The sequence below is a fragment of the Planococcus shenhongbingii genome, assembly GCF_030413635.1.
GTDB classification, from domain to species: domain Bacteria; phylum Bacillota; class Bacilli; order Bacillales_A; family Planococcaceae; genus Planococcus; species Planococcus shenhongbingii.
Window position 1 is genome coordinate 3,617,532 of record NZ_CP129235.1, and the last position, 15,305, is coordinate 3,632,836.

The 15,305-nt window shown below is 45.4% G+C and carries 14 protein-coding genes and 1 riboswitch; of the genes, 1 reads left to right on the plus strand and 13 read right to left on the minus strand.

Annotated elements, in window-relative coordinates:
- Window positions 1–62: 62 nt before the first annotated feature.
- The 13 genes from QWY16_RS17530 to QWY16_RS17590 all read right to left on the minus strand — a co-directional run bounded on the left by QWY16_RS17530 (window position 63) and on the right by QWY16_RS17590 (window position 13,527).
- A complete protein-coding gene (locus QWY16_RS17530) occupies window positions 63–962 on the minus strand; it encodes an isocitrate lyase/PEP mutase family protein (protein ID WP_300990517.1) in 900 nt (299 codons plus the stop codon).
- 17 nt (window positions 963–979) lie between these two features.
- Window positions 980–1,669 (minus strand): GntR family transcriptional regulator, encoded by a 690-nt coding sequence (locus QWY16_RS17535; protein ID WP_300990518.1) that lies wholly within the window; start codon window positions 1,667–1,669, stop codon window positions 980–982.
- A gap of 244 nt (window positions 1,670–1,913) precedes the next feature.
- Entirely contained in the window at window positions 1,914–2,864 is a 951-nt protein-coding gene (locus QWY16_RS17540) for a ribose-phosphate diphosphokinase (RefSeq protein WP_300990519.1), read from the minus strand.
- Window positions 2,865–3,140: 276 nt separating this feature from the next.
- Complete coding sequence (locus QWY16_RS17545; RefSeq protein ID WP_300990520.1) at window positions 3,141–4,547, minus strand: MATE family efflux transporter; 1,407 nt, start codon at window positions 4,545–4,547, stop codon at window positions 3,141–3,143.
- Window positions 4,548–4,764: 217 nt separating this feature from the next.
- Window positions 4,765–5,457, minus strand: a complete 693-nt coding sequence (locus tag QWY16_RS17550; RefSeq protein WP_300990522.1) for an amino acid ABC transporter permease — start codon at window positions 5,455–5,457, stop codon at window positions 4,765–4,767.
- On the minus strand, window positions 5,458–6,165 hold the full coding sequence (locus QWY16_RS17555; RefSeq protein WP_300990523.1) for an amino acid ABC transporter permease: 708 nt from the start codon (window positions 6,163–6,165) through the stop codon (window positions 5,458–5,460).
- A gap of 101 nt (window positions 6,166–6,266) precedes the next feature.
- A complete protein-coding gene (locus QWY16_RS17560) occupies window positions 6,267–7,106 on the minus strand; it encodes a transporter substrate-binding domain-containing protein (RefSeq protein WP_436837153.1) in 840 nt (279 codons plus the stop codon).
- 14 nt (window positions 7,107–7,120) lie between these two features.
- Entirely contained in the window at window positions 7,121–7,885 is a 765-nt protein-coding gene (locus QWY16_RS17565) for an amino acid ABC transporter ATP-binding protein (protein WP_300990525.1), read from the minus strand.
- A gap of 99 nt (window positions 7,886–7,984) precedes the next feature.
- A complete protein-coding gene (locus tag QWY16_RS17570) occupies window positions 7,985–9,040 on the minus strand; it encodes an NAD/NADP-dependent octopine/nopaline dehydrogenase family protein (protein ID WP_300990526.1) in 1,056 nt (351 codons plus the stop codon).
- Between the two features lie 32 nt (window positions 9,041–9,072).
- Window positions 9,073–9,783, minus strand: a complete 711-nt coding sequence (locus QWY16_RS17575) for a GntR family transcriptional regulator (RefSeq protein ID WP_300990527.1) — start codon at window positions 9,781–9,783, stop codon at window positions 9,073–9,075.
- Window positions 9,784–10,119: 336 nt separating this feature from the next.
- Window positions 10,120–11,385, minus strand: a complete 1,266-nt coding sequence (locus tag QWY16_RS17580; RefSeq protein ID WP_300990528.1) for a nucleoside permease — start codon at window positions 11,383–11,385, stop codon at window positions 10,120–10,122.
- 48 nt (window positions 11,386–11,433) lie between these two features.
- Window positions 11,434–12,369, minus strand: coding sequence for a nucleoside hydrolase (locus QWY16_RS17585; protein ID WP_300990529.1), 936 nt, complete (start codon window positions 12,367–12,369; stop codon window positions 11,434–11,436).
- A gap of 240 nt (window positions 12,370–12,609) precedes the next feature.
- Window positions 12,610–12,711: riboswitch (purine riboswitch) on the minus strand.
- A gap of 198 nt (window positions 12,712–12,909) precedes the next feature.
- Window positions 12,910–13,527 (minus strand): cyclase family protein, encoded by a 618-nt coding sequence (locus tag QWY16_RS17590; protein ID WP_300990530.1) that lies wholly within the window; start codon window positions 13,525–13,527, stop codon window positions 12,910–12,912.
- A gap of 315 nt (window positions 13,528–13,842) precedes the next feature.
- On the opposite strand from QWY16_RS17590, the gene zwf reads away from it, so the two are divergent.
- Window positions 13,843–15,279: a glucose-6-phosphate dehydrogenase gene (gene zwf / locus QWY16_RS17595; RefSeq protein WP_300993512.1), complete on the plus strand. Its 1,437-nt coding sequence runs from the start codon at window positions 13,843–13,845 to the stop codon at window positions 15,277–15,279.
- Window positions 15,280–15,305: the final 26 nt, after the last annotated feature.

A 15,305-nucleotide genomic window follows, 5' to 3' on the forward strand; every position in this document is an offset into this window, starting at 1 on the left:
TCATGGCTGAATGTATGAATTTTTACTGCGAGATCCAGATTGCCGCTTTCCAGTTTTAAGCGCTATTCAGGTATTTTGACTTCTTCCTTAGCTTCAATAGATAAGTATTTTTCTTCCCACTCATTTATTTGGCTCAGTTTAAATAACTTTTGGCGGTCTTCCCAGGAACAAATAGCCTCATTCAAGTTTTTCTGGGAGCCATCGGCATGCAGCACGCTTAATGCCTGTTTCATGCCTTGGATCGATGCCCGCAAAGCGGTATTGGCACAAAGCACGATCTGATAGCCCAGATCTTCCGCTTCTTTCAGGCTGATCAGCGGCGTCTTGGCTCCTTCAACCAAATTGATCAGCTGAGGAATGCCTTGCAGTGAACTTGTAATCGCTTTCATTTGTTCCAAAGAAGTCGGAGCTTCTATGAATAACACATCCGCGCCAGCTTCTTTATAGGCTCTTGCCCGGTCAATCGCATCGTCCAGCCCGTTAACAGCCAAAGCATCTGTCCTGGCAATGATCACAAGGTTTTCATCTTTGCGCGCATCTACTATGGCGTGAATTTTGTTGACCATTTCTTCTTTGGAGATGACATTTTTATTGTTGAAATGCCCGCATTTCTTTGGAGACACTTGGTCTTCAATCTGCATCCCGGCCACTCCGGCACGTTCAAATTCCCGCACTGTGCGGATGACATTGAGGGCATTGCCGAATCCCGTATCAATATCGGCGATCACCGGAATATTCGTCACATCGGTTATGCGCGCGACAATATCGACCGCTTCCTTCATGCTGGTCAGCCCTACATCCGCCCATCCAAGCTGGGCATTCGAAATCCCGGCGCCTGTAGCGTAGACTGCCTGAAAACCCAGTTCTTCAATGAGAAGAGCTGACACTGCGTCATATGCCCCGGGCAGCATAAACGAATCGGGTGCATTAATCAGTTCCCGCAGCCGTATTCTTTTATCCATTAAATGACCTCCTCTTTTTAAGGTGCATCCACCAGTTTAAGATGGCGCTGAATGGAATGGACCGCCGCTTCCAAGCTGTTCCGGATATGCTCCCTCATCAGGATTTCGGCTTGTTCCCCGTCTTTTTGTTCGATGACTTTATAAAGGGCCAAATGCTCTTCAGCTGCCGCAGAACTGCGGGATTTGCTGGTTTTCGGGCCAAGGCTACGGTAGCGCATGATATGGTCATTCATATTGTTCAGGATTTTCACCACCGTGCGGTTGCCGCTGACATCGTACAACATATGGTGAAACTTGTCCCCGTAGAAAATCACTTTTTCACTGTCGCCTTGTTCAGCAGAGCGGATCAACAGCTCGGTCAGGAATTTCAGTTCGTCCAGTTCACCGGAAGTGATTTTCATCGCCGCTTCTTTGGCGACCACCCCTTCCAGCAAGCTCCGTACGGTAAAAATCTCTTTTGCCTCTTCTACGGATACGGGCGCCACTCGGATGCGGCCGTTCGGCATCCGTACAATCAATTCTTCCAATTCGATGCGGTTCAGCGCTTCACGGATCGGCGTCCGGCTGATGCTGAGCTTTTCAGCCAGCGCTTTTTCATTGACCTGCTGGGAAGGCTCTAAATCACCCGAAATAATGAGCTTTTTCAGTTCCATATAAACAAAATCTTTTGCCGAGTACCTTTTACTGTCCATTGAGGAAAGATCCATGGTAAATCTCCTCTCCTTTTCAGGCTATAATTGTATACACTTACACCTTAATGCAATTAAACAATTATCTAAAATGAATGTCAACAATTTTCTGATAATTTAATTCGAATTTTCCATCAACAATAAAAAGGCACCGCATGGAGCGGTGCCTTTTGGTTTGCGTAATATAATGGTTGTTAAACTGGTAAGAGCTTATGCCGAGTCTAAAAACAATGGGCTCTCCTTTTACTCTGATCACCGGGAATTATTCGAATAAAGGGCTTACCGGCTTTTCGTTATGGACGTGTTCGATCGCTTCAGCCAATAGAGGGGCCACTGAAAGAATCGTCATTTTTGGAATGCGCTTCTCCTCGGGCAGATGGATTGTATTGGTAACAACCAGCTCCGTGACGGCCGACTCTTCGATTCTTTGAATCGCCAGGCCGGATAAGACCCCGTGTGTGCAGCAGGCATAGACAGCTTTAGCACCATTCTCCACCAGAACATTGGCAGCTAAAGAAATAGTGGCTGCGGTATCGATGATATCCACAATGATGATGACGTTCTTGTCTTGGATGTCCCCGACAATATTCACCACTTCGGGTTTGCCCGGCTGCATCCGGCGTTTATCAAGAAAGCCGATCGGAACATCCAGATGGTCTGCCAGCTTACGGGCTCTTCCCAAACCTCCGTTGTCCGGCGCTACGACAATCGCATTTTCCAATCCCTTATCATGGAGATGTTCTGCTAAAATCGTTCCGCCCAGCAGCTGATCTACCGGAATATCGAAGAATCCCTGGAGCTGCGGAGCGTGAAGATCCATTGTAATGATGCGGGTAGCCCCTGCTTTTTCCAGCATATTGGCCACCAATTTTGCGGTGATCGGCTCGCGGGAACTCGCTTTCCGGTCCTGGCGCGCATAGCCGTAATACGGAATAACTACAGCGATGCTTTCCGCAGATGCCCGCTTCAGCGCATCAATCATGATCAGCAGTTCCATGATGTGCTCATTTCCCGGCTGGGATGTCGACTGGACCAAAAAGACTTCTGCCCCTCGGACACTTTCTTCCAGGTTAATCTGGACTTCCCCGTCGCTGAAGCGCGTGATGGAACTTTTGCCCATCTCACAGCCCAGCAGATCGGCGATTTCCTGAGCCAATTCCGGATTTGAATTCAATGTGAAAAGTTTGAAGTTTTTTCTTAATTGATAAGGCAATGTTTAGTCCCCTCCGCAAAAAAATTGTTTGTACAAGTGAAAGCTGACTGGTTATTATGCCGGTTAACCAACTGGCATATGCCTGCAGCAGTTAGTTTTATGATACCTTTTTGAGGGGGCAATAGCCATAACTTAGTTGGTATTTTCACTTTGCTGAATAGTTTAATTGTGACAATCACGTATTCTTTTTGCTTAATCACTTTTTCTATTGCAGCATTCTTTCTCTTTTTTAACCCATACCTAAAATTCATATCATATAAAATTCAATGAGAAACCCTAACTTCCTTTGTTTATTTCAGCTCTTTTTATTTCAAAGGGGAGGCTTTTTTGTTCTTCTTGAATGAGTTTTTTGAAGAGATGCCGGTACTGCCAGAACAGGAAGATTGCCCGAATGAGGATATCCAGGGCAATGGCCAGCCAGATGCCGGCAATCCCGAGCCCGAAATAGATTCCCAACACGTAGATGCCGACAATCCGGATCAGCCACATGCCAATCGCCGTGCTGTACATCGGGCTTTTAGTGTCGCCGGCCCCTTGCAGCGCGCCGGTGAGCACCAACCCGACCGCCAGTGCCGGCTGGGCGAATGCATCAATGCGCAAGGCAACGGCCACCATCCGGACCGCTTCCGGATCTTGGGTAAACAAAGCCGCCAGCCAAGGGGCAAACAGGAACAGGAAGACGCCGATCACGCTCATGAACCCGACCGCCACCCCCATCGTCAACAGGCCGTATTGGTAAGCCTCTTTGATCTTGCCCGCCCCCAGATACTGGCCGACCAAGGTGGCGGCCGCGACCGCCAGCCCGTAGCCCGGCATGTACGAGAACATCTCGATGTTTCCGGCAATGGTGTGTGCCGCAAAGGTCTTCGTCCCGATTACCACAATCAGCCCGAAATACAGCACTTGCCCCAGGCGCATGATGAGCCGTTCGGCTGCTGCCGGGGCCGCCAGGGCGAACAGCGCGGAAAACATGGAGTGTGCCTCTGTTTTTTCCCAGAGGGAAAACGACACGGCCGACTTCTGGATGTAGGCATACAAAGCGAAGGTCCCGATGATCCGCACGATGACGGTGGCCCAGGCCGCTCCCGCCACACCCCAGCCGGTCCAATCACCAACCCCGAAAATCAGCACGTAATCCAGCGGGATGTGCAGCAGGTTGATGCCCCATGCGACATTCATGGGGGTTTTCGTATCTCCGGCGCCGCGGAGGATGCTGCCGAAGATGAGCATCAGCGAAATGAACACCGAAGGGATCCCCACGATCCGCAGATAGGTGGCGCCTTCCGCGACGACCCGTGCTTCCGCCCCGAACAAGCCGATCAAAAATTCCGCGAAAACCAACGTGAGCAGGCCGAAAAAAGCGCCGACGGCCAAGGCAATGACCATGGATTGTTTCGCCACCGCCTTCGCCTTCGCCATATCCCCGGCGCCGATGCTGCGGGCAATCAGGGAAGAAGCGGCAATCCCCACCGCCATAAAAATTGCCAGGTAGATAGCGAGCACGGCATTGGCGACGCCCACTGCCGTCACTTCCAACAAGCCCACTTTGGCAATGAACAAGGTGTCGACAAATCCCACGACGGTCTGCAGAATGTTTTCGATCATCGCCGGGACGGCGAGGAAGACGATGGCCAGCAGTTTTTCTTTCGTGCTCCGGTTTTCAACCAATCCTTGTGCAGTCATACCTCCCTCTCCTTTTTTAGCCATTTAAAGATGAAGCGAATCCGAAAAAAGATGACTCCGGCTCGATACCTTAGTCATCTCATCTCGTCGCAGTACAGGCTGCAGGGTGCTTTTATTAAACTGTCCATTAACTGGCGCTCCGTTCATATCACCTAAAGGTTTATGTTTTTTAACAGGCGTATAGAAAATCATGGAAATCATTCCGGCTATAGAGCTGCTAAGTTCTTCTTACCAGATAAGATTCACATTTGCTGGTAAGTGTAACTACAAAATACGCAATTCCCCAATACATCAAAGCAGCTACAATAAATGCTTCAACATAATATGAGTTTGAAGATGCGATGAGTCTCGCTTCAGCGAATATGTCAACCACTGTAATCATAAACCCTAACGAAATGGCCTTCATGACCACTAAAAACGCACTCCCGAACTCCGGCAAGGCCTCCACCAGCGCCTGTGGAGTGATGATTCTGCAAAATGTCTGGAAAGGGGTATATCCTAAGGACCGTGCAGCTTCTATTTGGCCATAATGCACCGACAGAAATGAAGCTCTGATGGTTTCCGCTTGGAATGCAGATACTGTCAGGGATACAGCAACGATGAGTATGACAATGGGCGACATATTATGAGGGTTGTAATCCAGGTTCAGTAAATTCGTAAAAAAGCTGACAACCCCAGGCAAGGAATAATACATGATAAAGATAAACACAATCAATGGAGTACCTCTCAGAAACAGCTTAAACAGCATAACAAGGTGCTGAAGCACAGGCACATTATATTCCTGGATCAAAGCCATCACAGTCCCTATTAAAATAGACAAGATAAATATAGTGACAGCCAAGGCAACAGTCTGCGGAACTACCGTCAATATTCCAAAAAAGTTCTCGACTAATATTTCAAAGTTAAGCATTTAAATCCCCCTTGCCTTAAGTCCCGAATCCAACTTGTATTTTCTTGTTTTCTTTTCAAACAGACGAACCATCCCATCCGAAAGAAAAGTAACAATAATGTAAATTACCGCAACGGCAATAAACACCTGCACCTGGTTCACACCGAACGATGCTGCCGCAATCAGCTCTGCGCGTCCCATGATATCCGCAACCCCGAGAGCAAAAACGAGCGAAGTATCGTGTATTAAGTGGATCAGGGCGTTGCCCCATCCAGGCAAAGCAACAGGCACGACTTGAGGAAGTATGACTCTAAAGAATTTGGTCATTGGCGTATAGCCTAAGCTGTCTGCAGCTTCGTGCTGCCCCTTGTCGACTGCTTTATATGCCGCTCTCAGGACTTCGGTAAGATAGCCGCCATGGTATAGGGTCAAAGCCAAAATAGCGGCGACAGTGGCACTCATATTGCTGACATTGATGCCGAAGTTCGCCATAAGGGGCGGCAAGGCATAATAAACAATGAACAACTGGATGATGATGGGGACACTTCGTGTAAACGATGAAATCACTACAGTAAATTGCTTGAGTACCGGTATATTCTTAACGTTGATCATGGTAAGCAATGCTCCAAGCAGTAATCCCAATACCGCGGACACCACTAAGATGATGAAAGTGATATGCGCCACTTTTAGCAATAAAGTCATGATTTCCAGTGTATTCGGTGCATCCATATCGATGATTCACCCCTTCATAAATAAATTTAATGCCCCATTATAAGTAAGTTCATTCTCTTTTCTTATAAGGGGCACAACCATCAGATGATTTATACCTTTTACTTCGTCACTTCATATTGGAATACATCTTCTCCATAATATTCATTGGAAATCTCAGAGAGTGTTCCATCTTCTCTTAATTCTTTCAATGCCTGGGTAACATCTTCTGCCAGCTGTTCATTTTGCTCTGATTTGTAAATCAGCATAATTGTTTCCCCTACATAAATAGGATCGGTTTCTTTCACTTTCAAACCAAGTTCTTCAATAACTTCATTCTGCCCCAAGTTAGCAGGACCGATAAAAGCATCATATTTGCCAGTGTCTATTTCTTTCAGACGCTGAGCGTATGGAATATCACCACTCGATTCCTTAAGTTCAAGTTTATGTTCAGGATTTTCTTTTTGCCAATCCATTACTACCCGTAAAGTCCCTCCTCCAGCTGTAAAAGGCGAGATGTTCTTTCCAACCAGATCCTCAAGCGATTCAATGCCACTGTCTTCTTTGACGTACATTTTTATCAGGCTTCTTCCAGTCGGCTCTTTCGGTACATAAAATTGCTCTTCACGTTCAGGAGTCGGATAGAATCCGCCGACATTGAGTTCATATTTCCCCGTTTTCAGGCCTGTTTCCTGGGCACTGTCAGCTACTGCCTGGATATTGAATTCATATCCTTCCAATTTTTTATCGATAGCCCTCAAAACATCCGGCTCATAACCCAGGATTTTGCCTTCCGTTGTTTGCCAGCTTAAATTCTTGGAAGTGGGAGGTGTAGTCACTTGTATTGTCCGTACGTCTCCGCTTGCTGCGCCGTCTGCTGCCGGTTCCCCGCCACATGCTGCTAATGTAAAAGCCGCTCCTAAAGCTAATAATGACACTGATAATTTTTTCAATAATAACATCCCCTTTTCAATTTTTATTGTCTGACTTCTACGGCTTCAGCTGTTTCTGCATAATAATTTTTCAAAAACTGTTTAGTTCTTTCATTTTGCGAGTTCTCGAAAATCTGTTCAGGCGGTCCTTCTTCAACAATTTTCCCTTTTTCCATAAATACAATTTTGTTTGATACTTTTCGCGCAAAATCCATTTCATGGGTAACCAGAAGAATGGTTACACCCGTTTTCGCCACTCTTTCGATAACCTTCAGCACTTCAGTCACCAGCTCCGGATCGAGTGAAGATGTGGGTTCATCGAACAGAATCACTTCGGGTTCAACAGCTAAAGCTCTTGCAATGCTTACCCTTTGCTGCTGTCCCCCTGACAATCTGGATGGATATTCATTTTCTTTTTCCAGCAAGCCTACTTTTTCCAGCAAATCGATGCTTTTCTCATACGCTTCTTTTTTCGACTTTTTCTGGACGGCAATTTGGGCATCCATCACATTTTCTACAACTGTTTTGTTTTTAAACAGATTAAATTGCTGGAAAACCATTGCCGTGTTGCGTCTCAGCTGAAGGATTTCTTTTTTGTTGATGTTCTTAAAGTCCACGCTCAGGTTTGACAGCTGCATCTGGCCTTCGTCTGGTTCAACCAGGTAATTGATGCATTTCAATATGGTTGTCTTACCCGTACCACTCGGTCCTATAAAAGTGACAACATCCCCTTTGTTGACAGTTAAGTCAACGCCTTTTAAAACTTCTACATCCCCAAATGACACTTTCAAATTCTGGATATCCAACATTTGAAAATCTCCCCCTTTCGATTACCTGTTCCTGTCCTTGAAAAAAGCTATGAATCGATCTTTTAAAACGGCAGGTTGCCGGTCTATAGATTTTCTCTTTTAGATTTTTTCAATCAGCCCTCCATAACTGGAGAGTTCTTCGAAAGTTATATTCTCGAGATTAACGCCTTCTTTTCTGTAATCCACTGCCGACAATAAAGAGGTGATATCAATAAGTGAATCTGTGTAAGGTATTTCAATGCCCGCTTTCTTGGCGATTTCTGAAATTGCCACTAAACCGAAAGGAATGTCTTCAGTAAAGTACCGATGCTTCAGAGTAGTCGGGCCGGCTCCTTCCGGGAACAAACTCGGCAGCGCCTCATATAAGCTGGAATACTCGGTTCCATAGAAGTCATTCAAAATGGTCAGGATGTCTTTTGTTTCTACATGGAACAAATCAGCTATTTTTCTTCTTTCATCATCAACTTTTTCAATGTATCTGATGGTCAAAGGAGATATGCCTTCTGGATAAAATTGAAATTCCTGCGCATCATCTATCCTGCTGGCATTAAATACGGATATTGGCACGTGAACCACAACGTTAGAATTGTTCAAAGAAGTTTCAAATACATTTTTTGAAGGAACCAGATGCGGGAATCGCTCAAGAAATTTTGGCGGCAATGATGGCTGTCCTTTTGAAGTAGCGAGTGTACTGACTAAGACGTTACTTTTAATCATTCTTACACTTACCGCCCCTTCTTCATCTGCATTGCTGATGAAAGGCTGTGCGCTTGTTTCTGCAATCGTGATATTTTTAATCTCGATATCTTCCCCAAGTATCTGTTTGCATTCAACAGCCCCCCAATATCCCGGGATAAACACGATTGTCTGATCGTTCTTTAATAAGGGCTTTAATTCTTTAATGATCGGTTTATGGCCATCAGCAGTAGTTGAAACAATAATAATTTCAGCATCCTGAACGACTTCTTCCATTGATGTGTACACTTCTAAATTTATGCTTCCAGAATAAACACCTTTTAGTTCTAATCCATTCCTGGAAATCCGGTCTGCTCTTTCCGCATCTCTTGTGAATAATTTGACCTTTTCTTCAGATAAAGCCAGATAGCCAGCTATTGCTTGACCCGTATTGCCGCCGCCAATCACTGCATATGTCATAGAAACACCTCTAAGTTTATTTTATTGTTCAATCATTTGATCTTACTCTCCAATTTGTTAGCGCTTTCATATTTTTCTACTGCTTTAACGACCACTTCCATCGCACCTATAATATGATTTTCAATTGCCAATTCTGCGTTAACTTTATCTCTTTTGATCATGAAATTAAGGATGAATTCGTGTTCAGCAGATGACGTTTCTATATCCACTCCGTGTTCATGGGCTAAATGTCTATATCTGTTGATCCGATCATTCAGCTGAAAAATGATATTGACAACCGTTGTATTTTCACTGATGGAGTAAATAGCGCTGTGAAATTTGCCGCCGAAGTTCTCAGTGTCTGCATAATTTTCGATTTTGGAAGTCAATTTAACCATTTCAGTCAGATAGGATAAATGCTCGATGTGCTCTTCAGTAAGATTATCGATTGCGTCTCCGATTAGGATTCCTTCTAATTTGCTGCGTATGACAAATAATTCTTTGACTTCTTTTATGGATATCGGAGCAACACTGAATGTCCCATTCGAATTGCGGACAACCAGCCCTTCTCCCTCAAGCCTTTGCAAAGCTTCTCTAAGCGGGGTTCTGCTTATCCCCAACTCTTTCCCCAACTCCCCATTCACAATGGCTTGGCCTGGTTCGAGTAAACAGTTGATGATTTTTTCTTTGATCTGCTCATAAACGATATCTTTGGCTGAAATCCTGCTCAAACTATTTTCCATCGTTTTAAAAATGATTTCCACCTCCCTTGCATAAATTAATATCTGTATACAAATATTATAGCGTACAGATTTTCAATTACAATGAATATTTAGAATTTTCTATAAACATTTTAGTTTGGACTATTCCATACATTCTATAGATGATCGAGACTCCTTGATTGAGTTCTTTGGGCATAGAATTGTACGAGTGAACATAAAGGAAATGAAATTAAAAAAAGATGACTTCGGCACAATACCGAAGTCATCTTTTCGCAGCGCAGCTGCATGGAGATTTTATTAAATTGTCCATTAAAAAGGGTCAGTTCAAGAAGGAAAATCGGCTGCTTTTTATAGCTTATGTCCCAACTTGAATCTAAATCATACAGACTGGGCAGCTTTATCTACAGAGTCCACTGCATCCGGACTTTTTTTGGATTTGAAACTTACCGCAAACAGGATGCCAAGAACGAGGGTGTAGGCGGCGAAAACCAGCCAGATGCTCTGCCAGTCTTTGATGCCGTCCACCGTTAAATAATCCACTACTCTTCCGCTGATCACCGCTCCCAAATAAGCGCCGAGCCCGTTCACCATGGTCATGAATAATCCCTGGGCACTCCCGCGAATCCGGCGGTCCACTTCTTTATCGACAAACATCGATCCGGAAATATTAAAGAAGTCAAACGCTACACCGTAAACGATCATCGATAACAGCAAAAAGGCAAACCCTAATCCAGTCGGGTCTCCAAAACCTAATAGAACAAACCGCAAGGTCCAAGCCGCCATACTCAACAGCATGACCGTCTTGATCCCGAATTTACGCAGGAAAAACGGAATGGCAAGAATAAAGATGATTTCTGAAAATTGCCCAAGCGACAATAAAATCGATGGATATTTCACAGCCAGGCTATCTTCATAGGCAGGATTCAATGCAAAGTCATGAAGAAACGGGTTGGCAAATGCCAAGTTGATCTGCAGCGCAGCCCCGATCAGCATGGCAAACAAGAAAAAGATGGCCATTCTCTTTTGTTTGAACAGGACAAAAGCATCGAGTCCCAAGCGGCTTGTCCACGACTTGTCCGTCTTGTCATTTGATGTCGGGCAATCCGGCAGGACCAGTGAAAAGAGGGCCAGCAAGACGGCAGCCCCTGCTGCAATGTACAACTGCATATTGCTCAACTCAAATCCGCCAAGGCTGATGAGCCACATGGCAAAAATGAAACTGACGGTTCCATAGACACGGACGCCCGGGAATTCTTTCGTCGTATTGAGCCCTGCTTTTTCCAAACTAATATAGGAAATGGTATAAGATAATGAAATCGTCGGCACGAAAACCACCGCGTTAAAGAACATCACCCAAAACATAGCCGTCGGATCCGAAACTTGTGCGGCTATAAGCAAGGAAATCGCACCGAGAAAATGGCAGATGCCATACAGTCTATTCGCTTTCATCCACCGGTCAGCGATAATCCCGACCAGACTTGGCATGATAAGAGAAGCCAGTCCGGATGCGCCGTAAATGGTCCCGACTTGTGCACCGGAAAAACCTAAAGTATTGATCATATACGAGCCAAGGGTCACGAGCCAGCTTCCCCAAATGAAAAACTGGAGGAAAATCATAATTTTAAGGCGAAATTTTATAGTCATTGTTATCCTCTTCCTATTTTTAGTGTCCATGCGGCTTAGTTACAGTTGTTACGCTTTTTTAGCCAGTTCCGTCATATAGTCAAAGAAGGCATCGCGGTCCACGTCATACACGACATTCACAGGCCGTCCATCAGCGGTTTCAGCTGTACGCCCTTGGCTTGGGCCGTCTGTGTGCACGATGCTGTTGATGGTCTGCACTTTCACAAGATCAGAATTGCCGACAAATGCGGTGGTCAGCACATCCCATAAATAATAGGTCGAGTTCGTTGAGAAGTGGACAAGCGGCGGCACCATCGCATAGCATTGCCCAAGGAAATCCACGCCGAGGTGCTTGCGGTCTTTCGCCCAGCGCTCACGCACATCTAAAGTCAGCGGTACCTGGTTGGTGCTTTCAAGCGCCACCAGATCGATTTTTATGCTGCTGTCCCATACACGGGCTGCTGCTTCAGGATCCCAGAACACGTTCCATTCCGCTGTCCCATCATGTTCCGGTTCATGGACGTTCCCGGCTTCACGGAATGTGCCACCCATCCAGACAAGCCGTTCGATTTTCTCTTCGATTTCAGGCGCTGCGTCCAATGCGCGGGCAAGATCCGTCAGCGGGCCTGTAAACAATAAAGTCGTTTTTTCTTCCGTCGCCAAAACCGTCTCTGCTAAATGGAGATGTGCCGGCTGATCAGCCACCGGTGTCACAACTGTTCCAGATTCATTCAGAATCGGCAAGGCATCCACATAAAACGCATGCATACGCCAATCCTTCGGGAAAGGGTTTTTAGGGCGTGAATTGGACTCAGCTACGTCAAGGCCGCCGTTTCCAAAGCGGTCAATAATTTTCCGGCTCGCGAACATTGCCGGTTCCAAATAACAGTCAGCTGGAATAACTGAAACGCCTGTCAACTCAACTGTATCCATTTTTAAAAGTAAAAATAGCGAAACCAAATCGTCGACTCCGCCATCATGGTTAAAGTAAATTTTCTCTTTCATTTTTTCCGTTCCCTCCGTGGTGAATGCTTTAAATTGCTTGCCATTCGCCCAATTATTTTCTTGTTGAACCGCTCGAATAACGCCATATTTGCTTCCATACCAATAGCCCTCAAAATTCTCCTGGCTTGTTGCTTCTTGTCATAAAGTTGGACTTTGCCTCTTAAAACACAAAAAATGCTCCGGCAGCTACCGGAGCATTGACTAGGGAACGTGTAAATAAGGGAAGAATCGAACGCTTCTTCCGCTGAACACTTACCTCGTAGTCAAACCCTTTACGGCGGCTTGGTAGAAACTATTGGGCCATATCCCCAATCTTATACGACATTATTCGATATTAAATTCGAGTTAATAATAACAAGAATTTCGCTTAAGGTCAATTAAAAAGCAAACAATTGTAACAACACTTATTAACATTGTTTGTGTTTTGAAGTGTTTTTATTGTTATTATTTTGAAATTCTTATATATCCCAACAATTCAGGAACATCATTAGCTTAAGAATTCATGGAATTTCCACAGCCCTTAGTTATATACAGAGACGTTTATTTCAGCCCTTCAAACAGCAATACCCGAGCAGGGGAAGCATCGGTGCCGATTAATTTCAAAGGAGCCGCTACCATAAAGTATTCGCCTTGCTCAATGTCCTTTAGGCGCAGACCTTCTATAATAATGATATCGTTTGCGAACAAAGTTTTATGAGTCGGATGCCCTTCCTGGCTTCTTTCGATTCCAAGAGAATCGATGCCGACGCCGCGGATTCCAATTTCAGCCAGATAGTCCGCACCATCTTTCGCCAAAAAAACAAAATCAAAATCAAAATTTTCCTTAAAGGAATTTCTTGTTTTGAATAAAACAAAGTCATCCTTTTCGAGGCCGAACCCTTCCAAGTCCGCTTTCGCAACAGCATCCTTCACGCTGGTCAGATCCAGCACTTTACATGGCCCCACCAATTTATCCAGTGGAACCGATTCAAATGTTTCCCCTTCAACCATCATGTGAAGCGGCGCATCGATATGCGTGCCGGTATGGACATCCAGTTCCAGACGCGTTTCCGTGACATAGCCGTTTGTCTGCCGATTGAGTTTCGGCTGTTTCTCCGGTTTGTCTTTGTATACGGTCATGCCTTCATAAATCGAGCCTGTGATATCGTACATTTTCATCAAATCAACCCTTTCCTAATAGATAGTTGTATAAACACCTTCGCATGTTCCTGATGAAACTGTCCAGTGAAGCATTTAAAAAAAGGTTTCCTGCGGCACAGTGCCACCTATCCAATACATTCGTATTTTCCGAGTCCCTCGCTACCATTAAATTGCATAAATCTTTATACTAAAAGCGGTTGCTATACATATTCATAAAAAAATCAGGACGATGAAATGAGGAGGATTTATTGTATGAACAATGGACATCCAGCAGCTGGGGCTAATCCGGAAGATGGTTTCATCGGATTTCAGAACGATTTGCCCCTGGAAGACATGACTTTTATTTTATTTGGCGCCACGGGAGATTTGGCAAAGCGAAAATTATTTCCTGCTTTATATAATTTATATCTTGATGGCAAATTGCCTGCTTCGTTCTCCGTCATCGGTTTGGGAAGAAAGTATTCTTCAGATGAGGATTTCCAAGCGAAGGTGGAAAAAGCGCTTCGTGCCTATTCGCGAAGAAGCGTCCAGCTTTCAAATCTGCAGGAGTTTCTGGCAAAGTTCCGCTATTTCACTTTTGACGCGACAATTAAAGAATCTTACACACAACTGCTCGAACTGGTGGAAACCCAGGAAAACGAGCTGGGGATTCCGCAAAACCGGCTGTTCTATTTGTCAGTGGCACCAAGTTTGGTGGATGTGATCACGACCAGCCTCCACTCCAGCGGCCTGGACCAAAACCGCGGATGGAAACGCCTCATTATCGAAAAACCATTCGGGAGCAATGTAGAGACTGCCAGACAATTAAACCAAAAATTACGGAAAACCTTCAGCGAAGATGAAATCTACCGGATTGACCACTATCTGGGGAAACCGATGGTCCAAAGCCTCAATACCTTGATCTTAGCGAATCCCGTATTGGATTCAATGCTGGACCAAAAACTGATTTCCAACGTCCAGATTACGGCAAGTGAAATTGTCGGGGTGGAAACCCGGGCTGATTATTACGATAAAGCAGGCGCTATTCGGGATATGGTCCAGAACCATCTCCTTCAGCTCGTTATGACGGCAGCCCTTTACCTGCCGGAGAACCTGACGGACAATAAGACCCGCGCTAAAAAAACAGAAATCATCGAGTCGCTTCGCCCGATTCCGAAAGAAGAAGCACATCTGCATGTGGTCCGCGGCCAGTATGAAGCCGGCGAAATCCATGATACGCCGGTCATCGGCTATAAAGAGGAGCCCGGCGTCGACGCTTCCTCGCAGAATGACACTTATTTCGCGGCACGTCTGGCGATTGACCACCCGGACTGGGAAGGAATCCCTTTTTATATACGCACCGGGAAACGGCTGAACAAAAAGTCTACACAGATTGTGGTCGAATTCAAGCATAAGATGGTCGATTCCACTAAATTGAAGGGAACTTCCCCCAACCTGCTGGTGCTTGAAATCAGTCCGAACGAAAGCATTTCGCTGCGCGTCAACTTGAAAGAGGCGTCCGGCAATCAGTTCAAGCCTGTGTGGATCAACTTCTCGACTAATTCAGAAAACCAGCCGGAATCCTATGAACTTCTGCTGTTTGACGCCATTCTCGGCGATCCGACATTTTTCGCCCACTGGAGAGAAGTCGAGCTTTCATGGGAATGGATCGAACCATTATTGAACGCATATCAGGAAGACCTGCTGCCTTTGCAGCCTTACCGCGCAGGTTCAACAGGTCCTGAAGCTGCAGAAGAGCTGCTGCAGGAAGACCAGCACAAATGGTGGTAAAAACGAATTCATCTGCTTGAAAACCG

Bases quoted from the DNA above. Each gene is read 5' to 3' on its own strand.
- QWY16_RS17535 (WP_300990518.1), bottom strand. From the start codon at position 1,669: ATGGATCTTTCCTCAATGGACAGTAAAAGGTACTCGGCAAAAGATTTT.
- QWY16_RS17565 (WP_300990525.1), bottom strand. From the start codon at position 7,885: ATGTTGGATATCCAGAATTTGAAAGTGTCATTTGGGGATGTAGAAGTT.
- QWY16_RS17550 (WP_300990522.1), bottom strand. From the start codon at position 5,457: ATGCTTAACTTTGAAATATTAGTCGAGAACTTTTTTGGAATATTGACG.
- QWY16_RS17560 (WP_436837153.1), bottom strand. From the start codon at position 7,106: ATGTTATTATTGAAAAAATTATCAGTGTCATTATTAGCTTTAGGAGCG.
- QWY16_RS17530 (WP_300990517.1), bottom strand. From the start codon at position 962: ATGGATAAAAGAATACGGCTGCGGGAACTGATTAATGCACCCGATTCG.
- zwf (WP_300993512.1), top strand. From the start codon at position 13,843: ATGACTTTTATTTTATTTGGCGCCACGGGAGATTTGGCAAAGCGAAAA.
- QWY16_RS17585 (WP_300990529.1), bottom strand. From the start codon at position 12,369: ATGAAAGAGAAAATTTACTTTAACCATGATGGCGGAGTCGACGATTTG.
- QWY16_RS17570 (WP_300990526.1), bottom strand. From the start codon at position 9,040: ATGACATATGCAGTGATTGGCGGCGGCAATACGGGTCAAGCAATAGCT.
- QWY16_RS17580 (WP_300990528.1), bottom strand. From the start codon at position 11,385: ATGACTATAAAATTTCGCCTTAAAATTATGATTTTCCTCCAGTTTTTC.
- QWY16_RS17555 (WP_300990523.1), bottom strand. From the start codon at position 6,165: ATGGATGCACCGAATACACTGGAAATCATGACTTTATTGCTAAAAGTG.
- QWY16_RS17590 (WP_300990530.1), bottom strand. From the start codon at position 13,527: ATGAAAATGTACGATATCACAGGCTCGATTTATGAAGGCATGACCGTA.
- QWY16_RS17545 (WP_300990520.1), bottom strand. From the start codon at position 4,547: ATGACTGCACAAGGATTGGTTGAAAACCGGAGCACGAAAGAAAAACTG.